Origin of the sequence: Vibrio sinensis (genome assembly GCF_003605645.1) — a bacterium.
In the GTDB taxonomy this organism is placed as follows: domain Bacteria; phylum Pseudomonadota; class Gammaproteobacteria; order Enterobacterales; family Vibrionaceae; genus Vibrio; species Vibrio sinensis.
Genome location: NZ_QVMU01000014.1, coordinates 63,116 through 84,722, shown reverse-complemented (window position 1 = coordinate 84,722; position 21,607 = coordinate 63,116). Strand labels below are relative to the sequence as shown.

Sequence of the window (21,607 nt, the reverse complement as noted above, 5' to 3'; positions counted from 1 at the left end):
TTATTTATACTAGTCAGCTTGTAATAATTAAGCTTAGTAGGCTTTCATTTTAGACTTCAGATTCTTGGTTATCATCTTCACCGCCAAGAAAACCACCGGTTTGATGAGCCCAGAGCTGCGCATAAATACCATTATTTGTTAGTAGTTCTTTATGAGTGCCTTGCTCAACGATATCGCCTTTATCAAGAACAATTAATCGGTCCATCGCTGCAATGGTGGATAGACGATGGGCAATGGCAATAACGGTTTTACCTTGCATCAATTCGTTTAAGCTCTCTTGAATTGCAGCCTCAACTTCAGAATCGAGAGCTGAGGTTGCTTCATCGAGAACTAACAGTGGCGCATTTTTAAGAAGTACACGAGAGATAGCAACGCGTTGTCGTTGACCGCCAGAAAGTTTTACCCCACGTTCACCAACTTGTGCATCGTAACCGACGTTACCAAAGGGATCGCTAAGCATTTCGATAAATTCATGAGCGTGAGCTTGTTTTGTCGCGATGAGCATCTCTTCTTCGCTGGCATCCGGTTTACCATAAAGAATGTTGTCTTTAATGGAGCGATGCAGCAATGATGTATCTTGCGTCACCATACCGATCATGCTGCGTAAAGAATCTTGGGTAACATCAGAAATGACTTGGCCATCAATCTTTATAGCCCCTTCTTCGACGTCATGGAAACGTAGAAGCAAATTCACCAGGGTTGATTTACCAGCACCTGAACGGCCCACTAGGCCGACTTTTTCTCCCGGCTTAATATCTAAATTCAACTTGCTGATCACGCCTTTGGTTTTATCTCCGTAGTGGAAGCTGACATTGTCAAACTGGATTCTGCCTTGAGTGACTTCAAGTGGTTTTGCATCGGCTTTGTCTTGAATGTCGATAGGTTTAGATAGAGTTTTCATTCCATCAACGACTGTGCCCATGTTTTCAAACAATGCGCCCACTTCCCACATAATCCACATTGACATGCCGTTGATGCGCAAAGCTAAACTGATTGCAATCGCGATGGCTCCGACGCTGATTAAATCATCCATCCACAAGTAGATTGAGAGCGCACTGATTGAAAAAACCAATACATAGTTAGTAATTTCAACTGCAACATCAAAGCCGGTCACTAAACGCATTTGACGATAAACAGTGTCTAAAAATCCACTCATTCCCTCTTCTGCGTATTCGGTTTCACGACGGCTATGCGAGAAAAGCTTAACGGTTGCGATATTAGTGTAACTATCAACAATACGGCCTGTCATCAGTGATCGTGAGTCAGCTTGCTCAGAAGCGACTTGTTTGAGCTTTGGCACAAAATAGATTTGTATACAGATATAAATGAATAGCCAGATCAACATTGGGATAACTAGTCGCCAATCAGCTTGTGCTAGTAACACGATAATTGAAGTGAAATAGACCGAGACATAGACGAAAACATCCATCGATTTCATTACCGTTTCACGAACAGCTAAAGATGTTTGCATTACTTTGGTCGCAACGCGACCTGCAAAATCATCTTGATAGAAATTGACACTTTGCTTTAGGAGGTATCGGTGGGCTAACCAACGAATCGACATTGGGTAGTTACCTAAAAGAGTTTGATGAATAAGCAAAGAGTAGGCTACGACCATAATCGGCATCACAACCAACAATAAACCACCATAAAATAGCAATTCATTTTGATTGTCTTGCCAAAATGTTTCTGGATTGCTAGTTGAAAGCCAATCAACAAGGTTTCCCATCGCACCAAATAGCGAAACCTCAACTATAGCGACGATTGTCGACATGATAGACATGATGATCAGTGGAACTTCAAAACCACGAGTATAGTAGCGACAAAAAGCCAATATGCCTTGAGGCGGCTGTTCGGGATCTTTATCAGGAAAGGGCTGAGTGAACCCCTCAAATCGTTTAAACATAGTTTTTCCTAGAACGATTGCGGTAAGTGTTTGAAGAATAAGTGCTAGTCTAGTATTTAGGCAGGCCATTAATGTTACCTTTTTCGCTTTGTAAATGTAACTGCAGAGGAGTTATTGTGATTGTTCATGGCGCTATGGGGTTTGGCAGGGTTATTTGCTGTTGTTTATGTTAATTGCAGTAAATATTGTTGAAATTTAACCTCACTCAATATCATTTCAGTAAATGTATATATTAAATCCTGATTACAATGGCTGAAATATGGATATAGATAGTCAGGTATATTTCGATGCTGAAGAATCAGGCCGCGTGGCTGCAAACAGAAAAGACCAAGCAAGTGGCAAACTGTGTAGTGATGGTTCCACCGAAAGAATTTCGCTTTAATCCACAAACTGCATTAGATAATGAATTTCAAAGTACACATAGCTATTCGGTAGATGACGTTCGTCAATTGGTGATGGATGAGTATTCGAATATGGTAAAAGGTCTTCGTAAGCAGGGAATACAAGTGATTGAGCTTGACTATCCACTTGGAAATATCGAGACGCCAGATGCTGTTTTCCCTAATAATTGGTTTAGCACCACTCGAGATGGTGGATTGGTTATTTTTCCAATGGCATGTGAAAATCGCCAACATGAAGTTCGTACTGATGCGTTGATTGCAACATTGGAAAATGCTGGGCGACATGTTGAGTTTCAGGAAGATATGACAGCTTATCTTTCCAAACATGCTTATTTAGAAAGTACTGGTGTGATGGTGATAGATCATATTAATCGCACTATTTATGCCGCACTGTCTAAACGTTGTGATCGAGAAGTATTGGAAGACTACGCTCATCGTATTGGCGAGTATCGAGTCATCTCTTTTCAGACCGCACTACCATCTGGAAAACCGATTTATCACACCAATGTAATGATGGCGATAGGAGAGAACTTTTGCGTGATTTGTGATGAAGTTATTCCAGAATTTGAACGTCGATTTGTTATTAAGTCATTAGCTCAAGGGCGACAAGTTATCTCTATTTCGCTTGATCAAATGAATAAATTCTGTGGCAATATTTTACAACTTGCAACTATCAATGGCGATAGGGTCATTGCGATGTCTCAAACGGCGTATGATGCATTTTCAGAAGCGCAGCGCACCCAATTGGCGGGTCATGGAAAGTTATTGCCATTTGACGTTGAAACGATCGAAACGATTGGCGGAGGCAGTGTCCGTTGTATGTTGGCAGAAGTGTTTTTGCAAAGTCGCCGCGGGCGTCTTTAGGATCATCGTAATAACGAGTGAATTGGATGTTTGAATAGTACGTAATAAAAAAGGTAGAACAAAGTTCTACCTTTTTTATTTGTATCAGAATATCGAAAGACTAGATGTCACGCTTTTCTGCAAATTTTTCTAAGCCAAGAACCAGTGCAATTGCCGCCATCATCATCACTATAGCCAAACCGAGTTGAGCCGGTTGTGACATGATGTGTTCAAAGTCAAATGGCGATAAATTTTGTTGTAATAGTGGAACTTGTTCACCACTTGAATTGGTTCTCCAAGTGAGGGTTTCTTTCCAAGGCCAAATTTTTGGTAACGTGCCAATCATTAATCCTGTCAGGAAGACGAGGGTGATATCTCGAAAACGTTTGAGCAGCCAAGAGAGAACGTGTGAGAAACTTAAAATCCCTGCAACACAGCCAGTTAAGAATAACGCTAAGATTCCAATATCGAATGACTTTACCGCAGCCAGTACAGGTGTATACATCCCAATGAGTAAAAGGATAAAACTACCTGAGATGCCAGGTAGGATCATGGCACAAATAGCGACAGCACCAGAAAGAAGTACATTAATACTCGTTGGTTCAACGTGCAATGGCTTTAATACCGTAATGCTATAGGCAAAGGCAACACCAAGAAGTAAGGAGACTAAGCGATCCCAACTTTTTGTCTCAATCTGTTTTAGCATGTGGAAAACAGAAACCAAAATTAGGCCAAAGAAGAAAGACCAAAGTGGAATAGGGTGAGCGACCAAGAGCCATGAAATTAGCTTTGCTAAAGTTGCAATACTGGTAAATACGCCGCCAAATAAAGACAGCAGGAAGAAGCCATTTATATGGTTGAAAGCGGCTTTGAATCCATCGCGTTTCAAAATGCCGAAAATACTCGGGTTGATACGGCGAATGCTCTCAAGAAGGGTATCGTAGATTCCAGTAATAAAAGCAATCGTTCCGCCGGAAACACCCGGCACCACGTCAGCGGCACCCATCGCGATGCCTTTAAAGAAAGTAGATAAGTAGTTCATTCTGTTAAGTTCGTTAACTTAGGTGCGGCGAGTATAACGATTTTAATGTCAAAAAAGTATGAAAACACCGCATTTCATTACTTCAAATGTAAGAATTTATCTGGATGCTAATCGATGTGATTCAACGGTAAGAGCTACGAACGTAAGGTGAGCTTAGAACCATCAAACTTGAGCTGTGAGAGCAGCTTTTTGGCGTTGTTTTTTCCACGTATATCTAATTTTATACCATAGCGAATGTTGTGCGGAGAGGGCTTTATATTGCAGACAGAGCCAAATAACGGGTCAAACACTGGGTTTTTACTAGATCGAGTCACTATGTGCAATTCAACTGATTCCCCGATATCAAAGGGGCGAGATAGTGCAGAGGTTACAAATTGACAGCCACCACGAGAGAGATCTCTTAAATCACAATCGATACGATGATTTGTGGAATGTGCCTTTGCGGGAAGATTAACATCATATCGAGGTTCAGTTCGCAATGGTGTGAGTTGCATGGTAGAGGGAATACTCAACGCCATCATTGGAAATGGTGCTCTCACCACATGTGAGATTTGACTACGGAACTGGATCATTCCTCCTTGTCCACGAGGCGAAATGGCTCTGACAACAGTCCAAAATCCCTCTTGAAAAAAGAACTTTAAATCTTCATCAGAAATATTGGGTAGTTCAGCCAAAATAACTTTGTGAGAATGAGTGCCTATAAATGCGGTTTTGGTGCGAAATGTTGTACCAACTGGGGTTGTAATCCCAATGATCAACTCGCTTCCATGCTCTATTAAACCCAGAGTTTCTTGGCTATTGATGGTAATCGTGTTCTTGTCACTATTATTAGAGCGCGTCGTAGCATCTTTGGATGATTTGACCTGCTGATTTATAGGTTGCATTGGTTTCCTTGAGAACTCTGTATTATCTTTCCATAGATCCATGTAACTTGGATATTGCGATAGAAAGTCTCATTATTTTAAGTAGGCAATGCAGTGAGTTCAAATAGCATTTCAATTAATAATATTGAGCTGGGTAACAGTTTAGGAGAGAAGATGAGTCATTTGGTGATTTGTGATGAAGAGAAACAACAATTTCGTATACATCTTGAACAAAATGAGTTTGCCGTCGTAAAGTACACATTTATTGCGCCCAACTGTTATGTCATTGAATCGACGAAAGTCCCAGAACGGCTTCAAGGAAAAGGGTATGGCTCGGTAATGATGGAGAGTGTGCTGTCTGTAATTGAATCACGCCAAGGCAAGATTGACTCTCGTTGCAGTTACGTCTCATATTATTTAGATCGACACTCTCAGTGGCAGCATTTATTAGTCGATGAGCTTTAATCATGGAACTGTAAAATACAGAGGTTCTTATTTTATGCCATCTTCAGTAGAGCTTGCTTGAGTATATAGTGTAAATAAGATTGAGTTTCACTTAGGTGGCGGCTAAGGTAGCGCACTCTGTTGTCTAGGATTGCAATCATGCGTGTCTCTTCTGGCTGGAAAACGCCACAAAACTTTTTAATGATTATTTCCATTGTTGTGCCAATTGCTTTTTCCAGTTGGATGGCTTTGCTTAACAATTTTGTTATTGAACGAGCGAACTTTGATGGAGCTGATATAGGCTTGCTGCAAAGTGTCCGTGAAATACCGGGCTTTTTAGCATTCACAGTTGTTTTTTTGTTGCTGTTTATTCGAGAGCAACGCTTTATGCTGCTTTCGCTGGCAATGCTGACTCTAGGTTCGGCTATTACTGGAATGTTCCCATCACTGATTGGCTTATTGTTGACCACGCTTTTGATGTCGACTGGTTTTCATTATTTTGAAACATTGAAGCAGTCTTTATCTCTACAATGGTTATCAAAAGAAGAAGCGCCGGAAGTGTTGGGCAAGTTCATCTCTGTTGGCGCAATGTCTTCATTGGTTACGTATGGTGCGCTCTGGGTTAGTTTAGAAGTATTCGAACTCGAATATGAATGGGTCTACTTGTTGTTTGGTGGCGTTGGTTTTTTGCTAGTTTTATGGATGGCTGTAGTTTTTCCTGAATTTAAGAGCGATGTACCACAAAATAAAAAACTAGTTCTGAGAAAACGTTACTGGCTCTATTATGCATTAGTCTTTATGAGTGGTGCGCGTCGTCAAATATTTACGGTATTTGCAGGCTTTTTAATGGTTGAGCGTTTCGGCTACTCCGTTTCTGATATCACATTATTATTTCTGATTAACTACTTGTTTAACTTTTTGTTTGCGAAGCGTATTGGTCGATTCATTGGTCGAGTCGGTGAACGTAAAGCACTGTTATTTGAATATACTGGGCTAGTATTTGTATTTGTGGGCTATGCATTAGTTGATACTTCCGAATGGGCAGCGGCTTTATATGTCATTGACCATCTGTTTTTTGCATTAGCTTTGGCAATTAAAACGTACTTCCAAAAGATTGCAGATCCAGCGGATATGGCATCAACTGCGGGCGTTTCTTTCACCATTAACCATATTGCAGCCGTCTTTATTCCTGTTTCATTTGGCTTTATTTGGTTAATTTCTCCAGCTGCCGTGTTCTATATTGGTGCGGGAATGGCCGTGATTTCTTTGTTGTTATCATTGAATATTCCAGCCAAGCCTGAAGAGGGTAATGAAGTTCGAATGCTGAGTTGGCGTTAATAAAGGGAGCGAAAGCTCCCTTTTTTACGTTTGATATTTCTTATGCTAGGCACCTTTGACCAATCTGTTTGTAGAAAGATTAGTGATCCAGATATAGATAGTTTTGCCAGCTTTTCATCCGAATGAGCACTTTACGCATAATAGAAACATGAGAAAAACTATCAGAATAAACTGCAACTTCGACCGCTGTACCCATAGGTAGGTGATAGTCAGTCAGATCATCTGTAATTCTCAGCTTAACGAATACTCTACCATTTGTTTTTAAAGCATCGGTTCCTAATAGTGCGCCTCTGGCTTGAAATTGACTTTCTCCAATTGCAGGTAATACCTCAACGACTTCGCCTTTAAATACTTTGCCAGGCAGTGCGCGGAACATAAATTCAGCCTGAAATCCTTCTTGCAAGCGTTGCAAGGAATTTTGACGAAAAGCTGCAGTGTAGAGCAGGTCTTCAGTGTGAACGAAGGTCATTACGGGAGCGAGTGGTAATGGCACTGCCATGACTCCGGGCCTTAAAGCAACCTGTGTGGCAAAGCCATCGGTTGGAGCTCGCACCACGGTTTGCTCTAAATTGAATTCAGCTTTACGTAGCTCAGCTAATAATCTGGCAACCGTCGTATTTTCCCCACCAATCTCAGAATCTAGTGCAATGACGGCTTGGTCAATACGTGTTTTTGCGACATCAACAGCGGCCTCTGCTGCTTTATAAGCTTGGCGGCGAGTATCCAGTTGTTGCTCCGTAAATGCACCTTTATTGAACCCTTTCTGATAACGAGCAAACTCGCGTTTTGCTTTATCTCGCTCTGCAATGGCTTTGACTTCCGCCGCCTGTGCTTCTTGGACACTTGCTTCTAACCCGAGCGCCCCTTGATCTGCTGCTTTGATTTGGGCTTTAAGCTTATCAATTTCAGCTTGATAAGGTGTAGGGTCTATACGAAAAAGAACATCGTCCTTACTCAGCGGAGTGTTAGCTTCTACTGGAACTTCAATTACTCGTCCTCTGACACCAGAAACAATAGGGGTGGTTGAGAAAACCTGATTGCCAACTTGGGTAAATGGGTGGTTGTAATTCATTAGTAGGATAAGAGTACCAATAAGAACAACGCCGCCAAGAACAGCTGTTGGGACAGTCCATTTATTGAGTGGAATATTGAAGACTTTGAAAATAGTTATACATAGTGCGGCGTACGTTAAAATGAGTAGTAAGTCCATTATTTCACCTCAGAATCTTGTGCTGGTTTTTGCTCTTGTGATGCAGGTTGAGAAGTCTGTTTCAACCGCTCTACTTCTTGTTGCAGTTCTGAGACTTGGTCGATAAGCTGATCGACTCTGTGGTGTATATCATGTGCTTCCTGTTCAAGCTTCGCGAATCCCCATCCACGTTCTTTGCGCCATAATGTTGCCCATATCCAAAGAAAAGGCCAAAGAGCATGTAGGGTAAATAAACTTACCCATCCCGCGTAGTGAATGGCATCTTGATGTGGATGTTCTCGTTCTTTGGCTATTTCATAAGGAATATCGTGAATAACGATAATTCCGTAGAAAATGACTAAGGCGACGAAAACTAACAGCCCTAAAGCGAAGTAGTCTAAAAACATGGTTACATCCTTTTAATTAGAGTTTTTGGGCGCATGCCATTTATCGTGATAGCTTTGGTTCGATGTGATTAACACAAACTTGCAATGCGTTACTTTAAATTATCATAAGTTTAACAATGTTTTGTGTTGGAGTTTGAATTAATTGATTTATTTAGGTGAAAGTGCTGCATTATTGGCAGCGGTTGCTTGGGCTTGTGCGACTTGGATTTATGGACAATTTAGCCATCATTTTTCTGCGCTCCAACTTAATATTGTAAAAGGGGTCATTGCGTCCGTAATGATGGCTCTAGTAATGCCATTAACGGTGACGTTTCCTGACACCATGAGCACACAACATCTTGTCGTTTTGGCTATCTCTGGTGTTATAGGAATTACCATTGGTGACAGTGCATATTTCGCTTCGTTAAAGAGAATAGGAGCGAATAAAACCTTGTTGTTAGAATCTCTTGCGCCGCCGCTTTCAGGGATTCTTGCTCTTATGATGCTGGGCAATGTTTTACCAATACAGAGCTGGTTTGGTGTGTTACTTACCACGGTGGCCGTTACGTTTGTTATTGTTCAACCTGATTCAAATTCACTCTCTGATACCCCATGGTCTGGAATTGGGTTTGGACTGCTAGCGAGTACCTGTCAGGCATTTGGTGTCGTAATTTCGCATTATGCTTTAGTTGCAGGGGATATATCGCCATTACTCGGGGCGTTTATTCGCCTGATTGTGGGCGTTGCGGCGGTGATGTTGGTGATTGTTTTTGTCGAACGTAATCCCTTTAATCAAATCAAACATCATTTCGCTCAGTTGACTCAGCGAGCTTTTCTAGGCTTATTATTGGCGATATTTGTCGGTACGTTTCTTGCCCTTTGGTTACAGCAAATGGCACTGAAACATGCCAATCCCGCAGTTGCACAGACGCTAATGGCAACAAGTCCACTTTTCATGTTGATCATTTATGCACTAAGAGGCGAGCGAGTCACGGTTAGAAGCTTGATTGGAACTCTAGTTGCCATTGGTGGTGTATCTCTATTCTTTTGGAAATAGCGATTGATTTGAGAGTGAGTTTATTCACAGCAAACTTGATTTCGTCCATTTGCTTTAGCTCGGTAAAGGGCTTTATCAGCACGATAGAAAGTCCGCTGAGTATTCTCACCTTCTCTGTGCAAGGTGATGCCGATACTGACAGTGAGCCCTCGTTCGCCTAAAATCTGTGGCCAATCAAATAGGTAGATACGTTCTCGATATTGCTCCGCATACTCTTTAGCTTGATGAATATCAGATTGTTCTAAGATAACTAAGAACTCTTCGCCACCAAAGCGCACGCAAGAGGCACCCTCGAACTGAAAATAATCACTCAGTTCATGGGCGACATTCATGATGGCTTTGTCTCCAACTAAATGGCTTAATTCATCATTGATAGATTTAAAATGGTCAATATCAATGACCAGAAATGCGAATGGAATATCGTGATTAAGTAGTTCTTTGAGTTTAACGTCAAGCCAACGCCTGTTACGAAGTCCCGTTAGTGGATCAGTAAATACATCTTTTTGTAACTGGGCCACGGTGTGTTTTTGGTGTTCAGTTGTCTCTTTGAGTTCTCGGTTTTCTATTTCTGACAAGATCAGTTTTAATTGTAACTCGAAACGAGATAAACGGCGCAGTTGGCTTGCTCCCAATTCACTAATTGGGATCTTCTTCATTTGGCTACTTTCGACTTGGAATGCTTGTTTGTTGTATTTGAGCGCAGCTTTATAGTCACCGAGTTTTTCACTGGTAGAACCCAATGCATTGCATAGACGTAAGTGCAGCATTGGGTTGCCTTTTCCAATGATTTTTTTCCGCGCACTCTCTAGTACCCAACTGGCTATATGCAGTTTTCCAACTAAGCTGAGGCAGCAGCCCAATTCAAGTCGAATCATATTGGATAGCCAGTCCGAGTGAATATTGCCTGCGGCAAATTGCACGCCGCCTAAACAGCGAATAGCTTCACCGATCTTACCTTTGAGGCGATAGATCTTGGCTTGATAAAGCATTATTTGCCCTGAAAGTACTTTATCGCTGACAAGAATACTCAGCTCTTCACATTCTTTAATTAGATCTTCAGCAAGAGCAATTTGATTGAGTTCAATATAGCATGCCAACATATAAAGTTTGTAGCGCAGGCGAAGTGAACGGCTACTGATAGCATGATCGATGCCATCGATCTTTTGGTAGTATCTTAGTGCGCGAGTGTGGTCACCATAGGCATCACATAAATTGCCCATACCCAGTACGGAAAGTACATAGTCATCAATGAAGCTGTTATTTACTGCGATGGTGGAAGAGGCTATGTATTCATGTAGTGCTAATCCATATTCACCGAAGTCAACTAAGCGGTCGGCCAAACAATGACGAACTTCAAGGATAAGCTCGGCATCTTGAGGAAGCATAAGAAGACTTAGCGCGGTTCGCAACTCTTCAATGCATGCAGAACCTTGTTTAAGCTGAGCTTGGTATTCTGAGCTAATAATTAGTGCTTGGGCTTTTTCTTGAGGTGTTGTCGCTACATGCTGGTGGATGTGATGCCAGAATGTGAGTGCTTTTTCACCTGAGACAGAGGAAGCATCTAGTCCCGATTCGGAAATTTTTTTTAGTAGTGTTTCCATTATACTTCTGCGACCTGTTCTTCTTCCAACTGCTCCAGTGTAAAAGGAAACGCGAGGACATCCTGAAAGATAAGTTTGGGTTTGTATTGAGTTAAACCTTGTCGTTGCCAAGGGTATATGTCGAGAATGGTTGATAATACATTGAAGATTTTTTTAGCTTCATCTCCTTTGACGGCAATGATCATTCCCAAGCGATCAGCACTGAGTCTGGTAAGCAAGTCAAAGGGCGTACATAACGCATGAGCGAGCTGTAAGCTGATGTCGAGATATGCGGGATCAGAATGTTGTATGACAACGATAGAATGATGTGATTCATTCAGTTCTGTCTTATGCAAAATCAATTGTTCCCACCAATAGGTTTCTGAAACCATTTGGCTCATATGATCTTCCGGGTCATACTCGTGCTGTGCTCTAATTCGATTGATTAGCTTATTAGCACGTTGCTCTAATTGGCGTTTTGATGCTCGCGCTCGGTCATTACTTTCTCTCGCTGTTTGTTCGCGTAAGATCTCAGCAGAGTGTTGGCGATATTTTTTAAAAGCATGCAATGCAATTTCGTAGTCATCAATTTCTTCAGCAACGCGTGATTGTTGAAAACAAATTTGTGTTAGTAGTTCGCCATTATCAAAATTTGATGCCGATTTTTCCGCATGAGTGAGAAGTTCAGAAGCCTTTAGAGGGCATTTTCGTAGTAATTCTAACCGTGCTCGACTGATGTAAGACTGTGCTTTCATCCAAGTTAGGCTGTGTCGCTCGGCTAACTCGTACGCTTTAGATATGGCGATTTCTGCATCATCAATACGTTCTAAACCTAATAAAGCTAAGCCGCGAAAATCCCAGATTTCAGCTTCCCAAGTTTTGTTATCGTGCCCATTTAGCGCTTCAAGTGCGCCATCAAGTATCGATAACATATCGACATAGTCATGAAGTAAATAGTGATCCCAAGCGAGTAGAATTCGTGCTTTACCCTCTAACCATTTTATTCGGTGGTGGTTTGCGACAATAACTGACAACTCGTGTGTAGATTTCGCTAGATGGTATTCATGGGTAATTCGCCATACATTGCCAAGGCCAATGAGAGCTTCGATCTGAATACAAACTTCTTCAACTAGCGCGGATTGTTCTAGAGCACTAATCCAATACTGCTGTGCAGAATAATATTTTGCTTGTCCCCAATAATGGAGAGCATGGAGATGCAATATTTCTGGAAGTAAGTCATCGTTATCTAACAGCGCAAGCTTGCTATTGGCTTCTTTGATGCACTTTAACCCTTTGCGATAATCCATCATCGCCCAGTAACAGCGTGACATGATGATTAAGCTCTGGATCATGCCCTCAGGGTATAAAATTTGGGTGGCATGAGCTGCGCATTGATTAGCGATAGTTAGCACCGTTTCCGGCTCACTTTCAATTCTTGGCCTAAGCTGTGCGATTTCTTTTTCTAGCAGGTGTTGGCTTTTATCCAATGAAACAATCCCTAGAAGCTGTATACCGAATGTTGCCTGAGTATTATAAAAATAGCAGCAGTGAGATCACTAGAAAAAGCGTTATTATACAAACAGTTTAATGGCGGACTTCACACTATTGTAATTTAAGATAGTAGTTCAGTTAGGGTTAATGGTGCGGTTGAAAGACCAAGTCTTTGTGAGGCGGTTTGCCCATGTTTATCTTGGTAACAAAGATTGTGCCATGCTCGGAATATATCAAGTACAGGCAAAATACCACTCGGTCGAAGTTTGCGTCGTGGTTCATTGATGTAACTTTCAAAAACAGATTGAAAGCGAAGTTGATACCCACGTGTGTGTTGGATGTTTGCTTTCGCAAGCCAATAACGAGGCTGATTTCGATTCCCAGCTAAATGGCAGACCCCTTTGGAGGCTGTTTTTATCGTCGCAATGGCCCATCTGTCTCTCCACCATCCCATATGAACAATGTCGATTTTATCGAGAGATTCAGTTAGCTGCCATTTGTCATCTTGTTCCACATACATCAAATTGATATTGCGTTGCTCAATATGAGGCAGGCTAATACTTAAAGCAGCTGATCTTAATAGAGGGTCTTGTGGCAGATAGATAGCAAGAGGTTTACTGGTGTGGCATAAGCTAAAAACATATAGGAAATGGGCATAAGATGTATATTGAGGACGAATTAATGCCCCTTTGGATGGGTAATTAAACTTCATCATATTACTCATTGGATCTTCGACGTTATTTCGAGCAAGAATGAGCTGATATTGCAAATCGATTCGCTCTCTTAGCGTCGAAGCCTGGTGCGCCATCGATGTATGAGCTTCAGCTTTGTAGTCCTGAGAAACATAACGAGCAGGGTAACGATACGGGTTGTGCTCTATTGGCGCCTCATTAGTCTCTTCCGTTGAGTAATTAATATGCTGAGCAAAAATATAGCCAGATTGAGCTTCGCCGGTAGCAATCCAAATTACGCCATTATTACTTTTAGGTTGGAGATTGACATAGTGAGAGGCAAGCTCGTACTGTTGGGCATGAGTAATCCAACGAGCATCAAACATGGCCAGTTTTCTTCTGCATCGACTCGCGATATGTTCAATATGATCGTAAAACGTTTTTGGGTTGATCATCAGCTTTCGGCAGATTTCTCGAACCGAGTAACTCATGAATAATAAACCTAATAAGTTTACTTGAAATGCTAATTTTTGGTTTTCACCAGACCATTTATCCACAAAGGTGGCGTGGCATAGTTTGCAGCGGTAGCGTTGTCGATCACCACTGTAGCCAAAAGCATGATAACGCTTTCGATGATTATGAACATCGAACCCATAGTTTTCACACTCATGGTTATGGCAGGCAGGTAAACCGTCCGCATGGAAATGGGTAAGACGTTTTAATTCATCAAGAACGTCTTGGTTATTAAGTAAGGGGGGGAAAGCACCACATTCTCGGCATACCATCGCAGGTCGCTTAGGATTCACATGTTGCACTACGTAACGATGTGCATCGCTCAGTCCAAAGTTGTCACACGCCAATGTTTTACAAAAGTTGAGTTGTAATCCGTCTGCTTCCTGAGGAAGTTGGCCTATTGTCACAATCTCCCCCTCGGGTGAATTGGTCAGCTAAGAGTTACCTCTTAGCTGAAAAATTAGATATTGATAGCCGTTTCTAGAGCGACTTTCATCATGTCATTGAATGATTTTTGACGTTCTTCCGAACTTAATTTCTCACCACGGATGATGTGATCGGATACCGTCAAAATTGTCAGTGCTTTTGCACCTAGATCTGCAGCAACGCCGTAAATACCAGCCGCTTCCATATCAACACCAAGAATGCCAAGTTTTTCCATTTTTTCAAAAATGTCAGCTTCAGGTGTATAGAACAGATCAGCAGAGAAAATGTTACCGACCTTAACTGGTACATCTTGGATGCGTGCTTGTTTAACGGCTTCTTCCAGTAAACCAAAGTCCGCGATTGCTGCAAAATCATGATGATTAAAACGGATACGGTTTACTTTTGAATCAGTAGATGCGCCCATACCGATGATTACATCCATCAGTTTTACGTCACTACGTACCGCACCACAGCTACCAACACGAATGACATTTTTTACGCCGTATTCAGCAATTAGCTCGTGAACGTAGATGCAGCAAGAGGGAATCCCCATGCCATGCCCCATAACTGAGACTGGCTTGCCTTTATAAGTGCCGGTGTAACCAAACATATTACGAACATCACAAACTTGTTTTACATCGTCTAAAAATGTTTCGGCAATGTATTTTGCACGTAGTGGATCACCAGGCATTAATACTGTTTCTGCAAAATCACCGAGTTGAGCGTTAATGTGTGGGGTTGCCATCGTCTTGACTCCATCGTTTCTCGTTATGAGCTAGGTTAATAACCAATCTTGTTGACTTGGGTAGCTCTGGTGAGGAAATACTAGCTATAAGCCAGGCTTTAACGTGAGATGTTGATCACATTAAACACCATTTTAGTTCAAATTAAAGTGCTTGATTACTAAATCTGTTGAAAGTGATGGCGCAATCGATTTGGCAAACCATTGCAAAAACAGCATGGAATAATCTTACAAAAATAAAAATTATTGGTGTGTGATTTCAAGGAGGGTATTGCTCACTTGTTCAACGTTTACTTGAGCGTTTGAAAAGGACTTGTTTGGAACCTAGTGCGAGTATAGATAAACTACTAGTGATATTTTTATCAGCAATCGCTCTATTTTGAGCCAAAATTGTAGTAAGAGTGCCCGAGGTTTAATGTCGCGCCGATATCGCCTGATAATAAGAACCTAAGTCGATGAGTCTGCCGTCGTTATGAGGTATGCTTTCGACCCTCGGGATATCAAAGTGTTACGTTATTGTCATATCCTCAACCAATAGTTGATTATAGGACGGAAAGAGCGATAACCTTACGCCATTATCAAGAAGTTAAGGATTTTTAAACATGCTGCGTAAATTGCTGACCCTTTGTTGCTGTTTTAGCGCACCCATATGGGCCGCAACCTATGAATTACCTATTGAAGGCAGCAGCATTGTAGGACGAACTCAATATCATAAAGTGCTTGAAGGTGAAAGTTTGGCCGATATAGCCAAATCTTATGATGTTGGTTTTTTATCTTTGATGGCTGCTAATAAAGGAATTGATCCTTTTTTGCCGCAACAAGACTATGTTCTCACCATTCCAACTCGAATCATTTTACCGAATGTAGCGAGAGAGGGGATAGTGATTAATCTTGCTGAATTGCGTCTCTATTACTTCGAACCAAGTAAAAATATCGTACATATATTTCCGGTGGGAATTGGCCGTATTGGACGAGATACACCAGAAATGGAAACTAAAATCAGCCAGAAACGGCCAAATCCAACTTGGACGCCACCTACATCAATTCGTAAAGAGTACCTAGCAAAAGGTATCGAATTGCCTGCGGTAGTGCCTGCTGGGCCTGAGAATCCATTGGGAGAATACGCCATTCGTTTGGCCTATGGCGTGGGAGATTACCTTATCCATGGTACTAACAAAGATTTTGGTATAGGTCTTCGTGTTAGCTCTGGTTGTATTCGTATGGATCCTAAAGATATTGAGTGGCTATTCCCTCAAGTCAAATTAGGTGACAAAGTAAAAGTGATTAATGAACCAATCAAGGTCGCTCTTGAGCCAGATAGAAGTGTCTTTGTTGAAGCGCATGAACCTTTAACGCGCAGTGACGGAAGTAAAAAGAGTTTAGATATTCCTGTTGAGCTTACATGGTGGCTTGATGAATTCAATATGTCAGATGCTAAAACCAAAGCGGTGATTTTCGCGCAAAACGGCGTGCCTGTTGAGGTTGTCGGTCCAAGTTATGCGGAAGTTGAATAGAGTGCACTGATTTTCTGGAATAAATAGATGTTGAAAATAGAAAGGGTCTGCAAATGCAGACCCTTTCTCATCGAATTGAACAGAATTACTTAGTGTAAGACTGTGCGATGTTATCGATACGTTCGTTAGCACGAGCTGCTTCTTCTTGAGCTGCCATAGCTGCGCTGTTTGATTGTTGTACGTCAGACTGTAGGCCTTGTACGTCTTGGCTTAGTTGGCTAACTTGGTTGCTTAGCTCGTCTAGTTTAGCTGTAGTTGCATCTTCAGAAGACGCACAACCTGCTAGAAGAAGTACAGAAGATGCTGCCGCAGCAATCAACATTTTGTTCATACAAGAACTCCTTGCTTTTAATGTAAGTATCAAAAAGTTGCCCTATAGACAAATTTGAATAGGGACTCTCTAAGTGTAGCTATAATTATATAGTTCATACAGAAAAGAAAAGTCAAAAAAATCCAAGAATTTACGTAATCATCGCATAAATTGAGTCACATCTCATTGCTGAGAGAGATCATTACGCTGAAAACGATGGTTTTTAATGCAATTCTATACACTTAGCTCGATTATACGCTTTTTGTTGGAGCATTGTTAGGGTTATGTACGTTTGAACTTTTACGGTCAATATTTTGGAATTTTCATTGTGAAAACGCCCGATTTAGAATTTTATTTTCTGTGATCTCTATCCATATTGATGGGTTTCAATGTATCATAGCGCGTTTACCTTTTTATAAGGATGTTGCCACGATATGTGCGTAGCGACCTTGTTCGTAAGAAATTTGGAGAAGAGTTTGCAGTTTAAAGATTTAGGCTTAGACAACCGTTTGTTGAAGACCTTGAACCATTTCGCTTTTAAAAAAGCGACAGATATTCAGCATCAGGCAATTCCTGTTGCTATGGCTGGGAAAGACTTGGTGGCATCATCAAAAACGGGCTCTGGGAAAACTTTGGCATTTGTTCTTCCTATGTTGCATAAATCTTTGAAGAGCAAATCATTCTCTGCAAAAGATCCTCGCGGTCTTATTTTAGCGCCAACACGTGAACTGGCTAAACAGGTTTACGGTGAATTACGCTCGATGCTTTCAAGCCTTTCTTACGATGCGACATTGATTGTTGGTGGTGAAAACTTTAACGACCAAGTTAAAGCTCTGAAACGTTACCCTAAGTTTATCGTTGCTACTCCAGGTCGTTTAGCTGACCACTTGGAGCATCGCTCTCTATACCTTGAAGGTCTTGAGACTCTGATCCTAGATGAAGCTGACCGTATGCTGGATCTCGGCTTTGCGCCTGAGCTACGTCGTATTAACAAAGCGGCGAAGCACCGTCGACGTCAAACATTGATGTTCTCTGCGACTTTAGATCATGCTGAGATGAACGAGATTGCTGCAGAGTTGCTAGATGCGCCTAAGCGCATTGCTGTTGGTGTTTCAAACCAAGAACATACTGATATTACGCAGAAGTTTTACCTGTGTGATCACCTCGATCACAAAGAAGCGATTCTTGAGCGAGCTCTAGAAGAAGCAGAATACAAGCAGGTCATTATATTCACGGCAACTCGTGATGATACCGAGCGTTTGACTGCAAAGTTAAATGAGAAAAAACTGAAAGCAGTCGCGTTAAGTGGTGGCCTTACCCAAACGCAACGAAACACTATCATGAGCCAATTTGAGCGTGCAGTGTTTAAAATTTTGGTGACTACAGATATTGCTTCGCGTGGTCTAGATATTCCTAATGTTACGCATGTAATTAACTTTGATATGCCAAAACATACGGAAGAATATGTGCACCGTGTTGGTCGTACGGGCCGTGCTGGTAATAAGGGCGATGCGATCTCTCTTGTCGGTCCTAAAGACTGGGCTAGCTTTAAGCGTATCGAATTATACTTACAGCAAGATATTAACTTCTCTATATTTGATGGTCTTAAGGGTAAATTTAAAGGCTTGAAACCAAGTAAGCCTGATTACCGTAAAACGAATGCAACTCAAGAGAAAGCGAAGCCTCAAGCGAAGAAAACTGCGAAGAAGCCGGTTAAACGCGATAAAACGTTTTATAAGACAACAGCTGTTGGTGACAATATCTTTATTCCAAAGAAAAAAGTCGCACCTAAAGTTGACGACGAGTAAACGAATTTCCGCACAGGGAAATCATTTTATTAAAGAGGCTGCCAATTTGGCGGCCTTTTTTTTGTCTAAATTTTGTGCGTTGATTAACTAATATTTTAAATTATCAATACATTACGTTGTGTGCGTCATGTTTCAAAAGGCGATTCGGTATTGTCTCCATTAAAGATCAATCGCTAAAAACACAGCGTGTAGGTATTCGTATCGGTGAGTGAAAAACACTCAGTCTTGTCATCTAGTCTTCAACTAAGTGAAACACAACTGTCATATTCCATCTCTAAAGTGAGCATCGTTCCAGTAAAACACAACGGCAAAAAGCCAAGAAAGGATATTGTAATGAAAAAGACAGTAATCGGTGCCATCGCTCTACTAGGTACGCTAACAGTAACCCCTGTACTAGCAAAAGAAACTATCTCAGCAGTTGGTTCTAGTAGTGTTACACCATTGATGGAAGTGTTTTCAGAAACTTATATGAAATTGAACCCTGAGGTATTCGTTGAAGTACAAGGCCCAGGGTCATCTGCTGGTGTAAAAGCTGCAAAAAACGGCAGTGCTGACCTAGGGATGTCTTCGCGTAACCTGAAAGAATCAGAAAAAGAAACGAGTCTAATTGAAGAAGTGGTTGCTCGTGATGGTATTGCAGTTGTTGTTAACCCAAAGAATACATTAGATGGGCTAACGGCTGAGCAAGTCACTGCTATCTATAAAGGTGATATTACCAACTGGAAAGATGTTGGCGGTGCTGACAAACCTATCGTTACAATCACCCGTGACACCGCCTCTGGTACACGTGGTGCATTTGAAGATATTTTGTCACTAAAACAAACAATAGCTGGTAAGAAAGTATCTGCTATTTCTCAACGTGCACAAGTTGCCAATGGCAATGGTGCGTTAAAAACAATGGTTGCCTCTAACCCATATGCTATCGGATATATCTCTTTAGGGACGGTAGATGCGTCAGTGAATGCACTTGCTATTGATGGTACAGAAGCTTCTGTTGATAACGTAAAAAATGGTTCATACAAAGTCGCTCGCCCTTTCCTCGTTCTTTACAAAGAGGGTAAGCCATCGACTGAAACGCAAAAGTTCCTTGATTGGATGCTAACTGACGAAGCGCAAGCATTGGTTGGTAACAAAGGTTACATCTCAGTTAACTAATACCTCAATTAATATTTAGTTTGCTCAGCCTACATTTGGGGCTGAGCCCTTTCTTTCACTAGAGTTCCTTATTTGTGAACTGTGAGATTTTATAATGACCATCGCAACTAATAGTGAAAAGCTTATGACTACTCATGCTAAAGCTATCAGCAAGCCTGGCCTACGTGAGAAGCGCCGAGTTGACTGGAAAGAGCGCATCTTTCACGGTTTGTTTCTGACTAGCGCCATTATCGGTATCGTTTCGCTAGCAATAATTGCTTATTTCATCATTCGAGAAAGTATTCCAGCGTTCCAAGAAGTGGGCGTTTCAGGCATCGTATTAGGACAAAACTGGTTACCACCTGCACTTTATGGTGTTGCAACCATGATTGTTGCTTCTATTGTTTCAACAATTGGCGCTGTGGTTGTTGGGGTTCCTGTTGGAGTTCTAACCGCTATTTTTATTGCAGAAATTGCGCCGAAATGGCTTGCGAATATTATTCGTCCAGCCGTTGAATTACTCGCAGGTATTCCATCGGTGGTGTATGGCTTCTTTGGCTTGGTCATCATTGTTCCTTTGATTCAAAACATATTTGATGTTCCAGCAGGTAACACCATTCTGGCGGGAATTATTGTCCTTGGTGTGATGATTCTACCAACGGTAATTACAGTCTCAGAGACCTCTATCCGCGCAGTTCCGAGAGCTTACAAAGAGGGCTCATTAGCACTAGGTGCATCTAAGATATTCACCATTTTTAAATTGTTGGTACCAGCCGCTCGGTCGGGAATTATGACCGGTGTGATTTTAGGTATCGGACGTGCCCTTGGTGAAACAATGGCCATTATCATGGTTATGGGGAATGCACCCGCGATGCCTGAGGGAATCCTAGATTCAGCACGAACACTGACAGCAAACATCGCTATTGAAATGTCGTACGCAAGTGGTGTTCACGCCAATGCTCTTTATGCGACTGGTGTTGTCTTATTGGCATTCATCATGATGTTGAACGCAGCGCTACTTTACCTAAACAGAGAAAAAGCGAAGTAATCGCGGGTTAATGGTAACTATTATGGATCGAACAAAATTAAAACAAGCTCGCCAGTTTAAAGACGCTATTTTCAGTGGCTTCATATGGGGCGCAGCGGCCTTAACGGTAGGCTTCTTATTCTGGATCATGTGGTACATTCTATCGAATGGATTGCAGCATGTTGATTGGAACTTTATTACGGATGACTACACTCGAACGGGGGATGAGCAAGGCATCTTCCCAATGATTGTAGCCACACTTTATATGGTGCTTTCTTCTATTGCGATAGCTGCGCCTCTTGGCATTATGACGGCCATTTATCTTACTGAATATGCCAAAATTGGTAGTAAATTAGTGAAAATCATCCGTTTTTGTACAGAATCATTAGCGGGTATTCCATCGATCATCTTTGGTCTTTTTGGTATGACTTTCTTTGTTGGGGTTCTTGGACTTGGATTTTCAATACTCTCAGGTGCTTTAACACTGAGTATCCTGATTCTTCCGGTGATCATTCGTACTACTGAAGAAGCATTGATGGCAGTGCCTCAAACGTACCGAGAGGGTTCATTCGGTTTAGGCGCATCAAAGATATATACAATTTGGCGTTTGATATTGCCAAGCGCGATGCCGGGGATTATTACGTCAGTAATTTTGAGTATTGGTCGTGTCATCGGCGAATCAGCACCTGTATTTTTAACCGCAGGTATGGTCGCACGTATACCTGATTCACTGATGGACTCTGGTCGAACGCTGACAGTACACCTATATAAACTGACAACAGAGCTTTTTACCATTGAAGAATGGAATCAGGCTTATGGTACAGCGACAGTATTAATTGTTGTTGTCTTACTTATCAATACGATAACCAAACTTATCGCGAGTCGATTTAGCACTGCGAATTACTAATCAAACGGCTCGAAT

At 41.6% G+C, this 21,607-nt stretch carries 19 protein-coding genes; 9 read left to right on the top strand and 10 right to left on the bottom strand.

Going from position 1 to position 21,607, the window contains the following annotated elements; all coding sequences use genetic code 11:
- Positions 1 to 49 precede the first annotated feature (49 nt).
- Complete coding sequence (locus DZ860_RS14755; RefSeq protein WP_120032587.1) at positions 50 to 1,906, bottom strand: ABC transporter ATP-binding protein; 1,857 nt, start codon at positions 1,904 to 1,906, stop codon at positions 50 to 52.
- Positions 1,907 to 2,193: 287 nt separating this feature from the next.
- Between DZ860_RS14755 and DZ860_RS14750 the strand changes: the two genes are divergently transcribed.
- The gene (locus tag DZ860_RS14750; protein WP_120032585.1) at positions 2,194 to 3,171 is read left to right on the top strand and encodes an arginine deiminase-related protein; all 978 of its coding nucleotides are present in this window, start codon (positions 2,194 to 2,196) and stop codon (positions 3,169 to 3,171) included.
- A gap of 100 nt (positions 3,172 to 3,271) precedes the next feature.
- Here DZ860_RS14750 and DZ860_RS14745 read toward each other — a convergent pair whose 3' ends face one another.
- Together DZ860_RS14745 and DZ860_RS14740 are read right to left on the bottom strand one after the other, a co-directional pair.
- A complete protein-coding gene (locus tag DZ860_RS14745; RefSeq protein WP_120032583.1) occupies positions 3,272 to 4,192 on the bottom strand; it encodes a polyprenyl-phosphate transporter in 921 nt (306 codons plus the stop codon).
- A 134-nt stretch (positions 4,193 to 4,326) separates the two neighbouring features.
- A complete protein-coding gene (locus DZ860_RS14740) occupies positions 4,327 to 5,067 on the bottom strand; it encodes a flagellar brake protein (protein ID WP_439333143.1) in 741 nt (246 codons plus the stop codon).
- Between the two features lie 162 nt (positions 5,068 to 5,229).
- Between DZ860_RS14740 and DZ860_RS14735 the strand changes: the two genes are divergently transcribed.
- Together DZ860_RS14735 and DZ860_RS14730 are read left to right on the top strand one after the other, a co-directional pair.
- Positions 5,230 to 5,520 carry a GNAT family N-acetyltransferase gene (locus DZ860_RS14735; RefSeq protein ID WP_120032579.1) on the top strand — a complete coding sequence of 97 codons (291 nt, stop codon included), beginning with the start codon at positions 5,230 to 5,232 and terminating at the stop codon, positions 5,518 to 5,520.
- Positions 5,521 to 5,658: 138 nt separating this feature from the next.
- Positions 5,659 to 6,837, top strand: a complete 1,179-nt coding sequence (locus tag DZ860_RS14730) for an MFS transporter (RefSeq protein ID WP_120032577.1) — start codon at positions 5,659 to 5,661, stop codon at positions 6,835 to 6,837.
- Between the two features lie 79 nt (positions 6,838 to 6,916).
- On the opposite strand, the gene DZ860_RS14725 is transcribed toward DZ860_RS14730, so the two are convergent.
- On the bottom strand, positions 6,917 to 8,047 hold the full coding sequence (locus DZ860_RS14725; protein WP_120032575.1) for an HlyD family secretion protein: 1,131 nt from the start codon (positions 8,045 to 8,047) through the stop codon (positions 6,917 to 6,919).
- Entirely contained in the window at positions 8,047 to 8,433 is a 387-nt protein-coding gene (locus tag DZ860_RS14720) for a DUF3302 domain-containing protein (RefSeq protein ID WP_120032573.1), read from the bottom strand. Before DZ860_RS14720 ends, DZ860_RS14725 begins: the two co-directional genes overlap by 1 nt.
- A 145-nt stretch (positions 8,434 to 8,578) precedes the next feature.
- On the opposite strand from DZ860_RS14720, the gene DZ860_RS14715 reads away from it, so the two are divergent.
- A complete protein-coding gene (locus DZ860_RS14715) occupies positions 8,579 to 9,469 on the top strand; it encodes a DMT family transporter (RefSeq protein WP_439333142.1) in 891 nt (296 codons plus the stop codon).
- A 20-nt stretch (positions 9,470 to 9,489) separates the two neighbouring features.
- On the opposite strand, the gene DZ860_RS14710 is transcribed toward DZ860_RS14715, so the two are convergent.
- The 4 genes from DZ860_RS14710 to deoD form a co-directional block, all read right to left on the bottom strand.
- Positions 9,490 to 11,070 (bottom strand): GGDEF domain-containing protein, encoded by a 1,581-nt coding sequence (locus DZ860_RS14710; RefSeq protein WP_120032570.1) that lies wholly within the window; start codon positions 11,068 to 11,070, stop codon positions 9,490 to 9,492.
- Positions 11,070 to 12,536, bottom strand: coding sequence for a hypothetical protein (locus DZ860_RS14705; RefSeq protein WP_120032568.1), 1,467 nt, complete (start codon positions 12,534 to 12,536; stop codon positions 11,070 to 11,072). The genes DZ860_RS14710 and DZ860_RS14705 overlap by 1 nt, the downstream gene beginning before the upstream one ends.
- Positions 12,537 to 12,661: 125 nt before the next feature.
- On the bottom strand, positions 12,662 to 14,131 hold the full coding sequence (locus tag DZ860_RS14700; RefSeq protein WP_120032566.1) for an IS1 family transposase: 1,470 nt from the start codon (positions 14,129 to 14,131) through the stop codon (positions 12,662 to 12,664).
- 53 nt (positions 14,132 to 14,184) lie between these two features.
- The gene (deoD, locus tag DZ860_RS14695; protein WP_120032564.1) at positions 14,185 to 14,895 is read right to left on the bottom strand and encodes a purine-nucleoside phosphorylase; all 711 of its coding nucleotides are present in this window, start codon (positions 14,893 to 14,895) and stop codon (positions 14,185 to 14,187) included.
- Between the two features lie 599 nt (positions 14,896 to 15,494).
- Between deoD and DZ860_RS14690 the strand changes: the two genes are divergently transcribed.
- A complete protein-coding gene (locus DZ860_RS14690) occupies positions 15,495 to 16,406 on the top strand; it encodes a L,D-transpeptidase family protein (RefSeq protein ID WP_120032562.1) in 912 nt (303 codons plus the stop codon).
- An 85-nt stretch (positions 16,407 to 16,491) separates the two neighbouring features.
- Here DZ860_RS14690 and DZ860_RS14685 read toward each other — a convergent pair whose 3' ends face one another.
- Complete coding sequence (locus DZ860_RS14685) at positions 16,492 to 16,737, bottom strand: Lpp/OprI family alanine-zipper lipoprotein (RefSeq protein ID WP_120032561.1); 246 nt, start codon at positions 16,735 to 16,737, stop codon at positions 16,492 to 16,494.
- 443 nt (positions 16,738 to 17,180) lie between these two features.
- Between DZ860_RS14685 and DZ860_RS14680 the strand changes: the two genes are divergently transcribed.
- From DZ860_RS14680 to pstA, 4 genes are all read left to right on the top strand, one after another.
- Positions 17,181 to 18,524: a DEAD/DEAH box helicase gene (locus DZ860_RS14680; protein ID WP_207890639.1), complete on the top strand. Its 1,344-nt coding sequence runs from the start codon at positions 17,181 to 17,183 to the stop codon at positions 18,522 to 18,524.
- A 333-nt stretch (positions 18,525 to 18,857) separates the two neighbouring features.
- On the top strand, positions 18,858 to 19,679 hold the full coding sequence (locus tag DZ860_RS14675; protein ID WP_120032557.1) for a phosphate ABC transporter substrate-binding protein: 822 nt from the start codon (positions 18,858 to 18,860) through the stop codon (positions 19,677 to 19,679).
- A gap of 94 nt (positions 19,680 to 19,773) precedes the next feature.
- A complete protein-coding gene (pstC, locus tag DZ860_RS14670; RefSeq protein WP_120032555.1) occupies positions 19,774 to 20,706 on the top strand; it encodes a phosphate ABC transporter permease subunit PstC in 933 nt (310 codons plus the stop codon).
- A gap of 22 nt (positions 20,707 to 20,728) precedes the next feature.
- Positions 20,729 to 21,592, top strand: a complete 864-nt coding sequence (gene pstA, locus DZ860_RS14665) for a phosphate ABC transporter permease PstA (protein WP_120032553.1) — start codon at positions 20,729 to 20,731, stop codon at positions 21,590 to 21,592.
- Positions 21,593 to 21,607 lie beyond the last annotated feature (15 nt).

Coding starts and splice junctions, on each gene's coding strand:
- DZ860_RS14755 (WP_120032587.1), bottom strand. CDS start 1,906: ATGTTTAAACGATTTGAGGGGTTCACTCAGCCCTTTCCTGATAAAGAT.
- DZ860_RS14750 (WP_120032585.1), top strand. CDS start 2,194: ATGCTGAAGAATCAGGCCGCGTGGCTGCAAACAGAAAAGACCAAGCAA.
- DZ860_RS14745 (WP_120032583.1), bottom strand. CDS start 4,192: ATGAACTACTTATCTACTTTCTTTAAAGGCATCGCGATGGGTGCCGCT.
- DZ860_RS14735 (WP_120032579.1), top strand. CDS start 5,230: ATGAGTCATTTGGTGATTTGTGATGAAGAGAAACAACAATTTCGTATA.
- DZ860_RS14730 (WP_120032577.1), top strand. CDS start 5,659: ATGCGTGTCTCTTCTGGCTGGAAAACGCCACAAAACTTTTTAATGATT.
- DZ860_RS14725 (WP_120032575.1), bottom strand. CDS start 8,047: ATGGACTTACTACTCATTTTAACGTACGCCGCACTATGTATAACTATT.
- DZ860_RS14720 (WP_120032573.1), bottom strand. CDS start 8,433: ATGTTTTTAGACTACTTCGCTTTAGGGCTGTTAGTTTTCGTCGCCTTA.
- DZ860_RS14710 (WP_120032570.1), bottom strand. CDS start 11,070: ATGGAAACACTACTAAAAAAAATTTCCGAATCGGGACTAGATGCTTCC.
- deoD (WP_120032564.1), bottom strand. CDS start 14,895: ATGGCAACCCCACACATTAACGCTCAACTCGGTGATTTTGCAGAAACA.
- DZ860_RS14690 (WP_120032562.1), top strand. CDS start 15,495: ATGCTGCGTAAATTGCTGACCCTTTGTTGCTGTTTTAGCGCACCCATA.
- DZ860_RS14685 (WP_120032561.1), bottom strand. CDS start 16,737: ATGAACAAAATGTTGATTGCTGCGGCAGCATCTTCTGTACTTCTTCTA.
- DZ860_RS14675 (WP_120032557.1), top strand. CDS start 18,858: ATGAAAAAGACAGTAATCGGTGCCATCGCTCTACTAGGTACGCTAACA.
- pstC (WP_120032555.1), top strand. CDS start 19,774: ATGACCATCGCAACTAATAGTGAAAAGCTTATGACTACTCATGCTAAA.
- pstA (WP_120032553.1), top strand. CDS start 20,729: ATGGATCGAACAAAATTAAAACAAGCTCGCCAGTTTAAAGACGCTATT.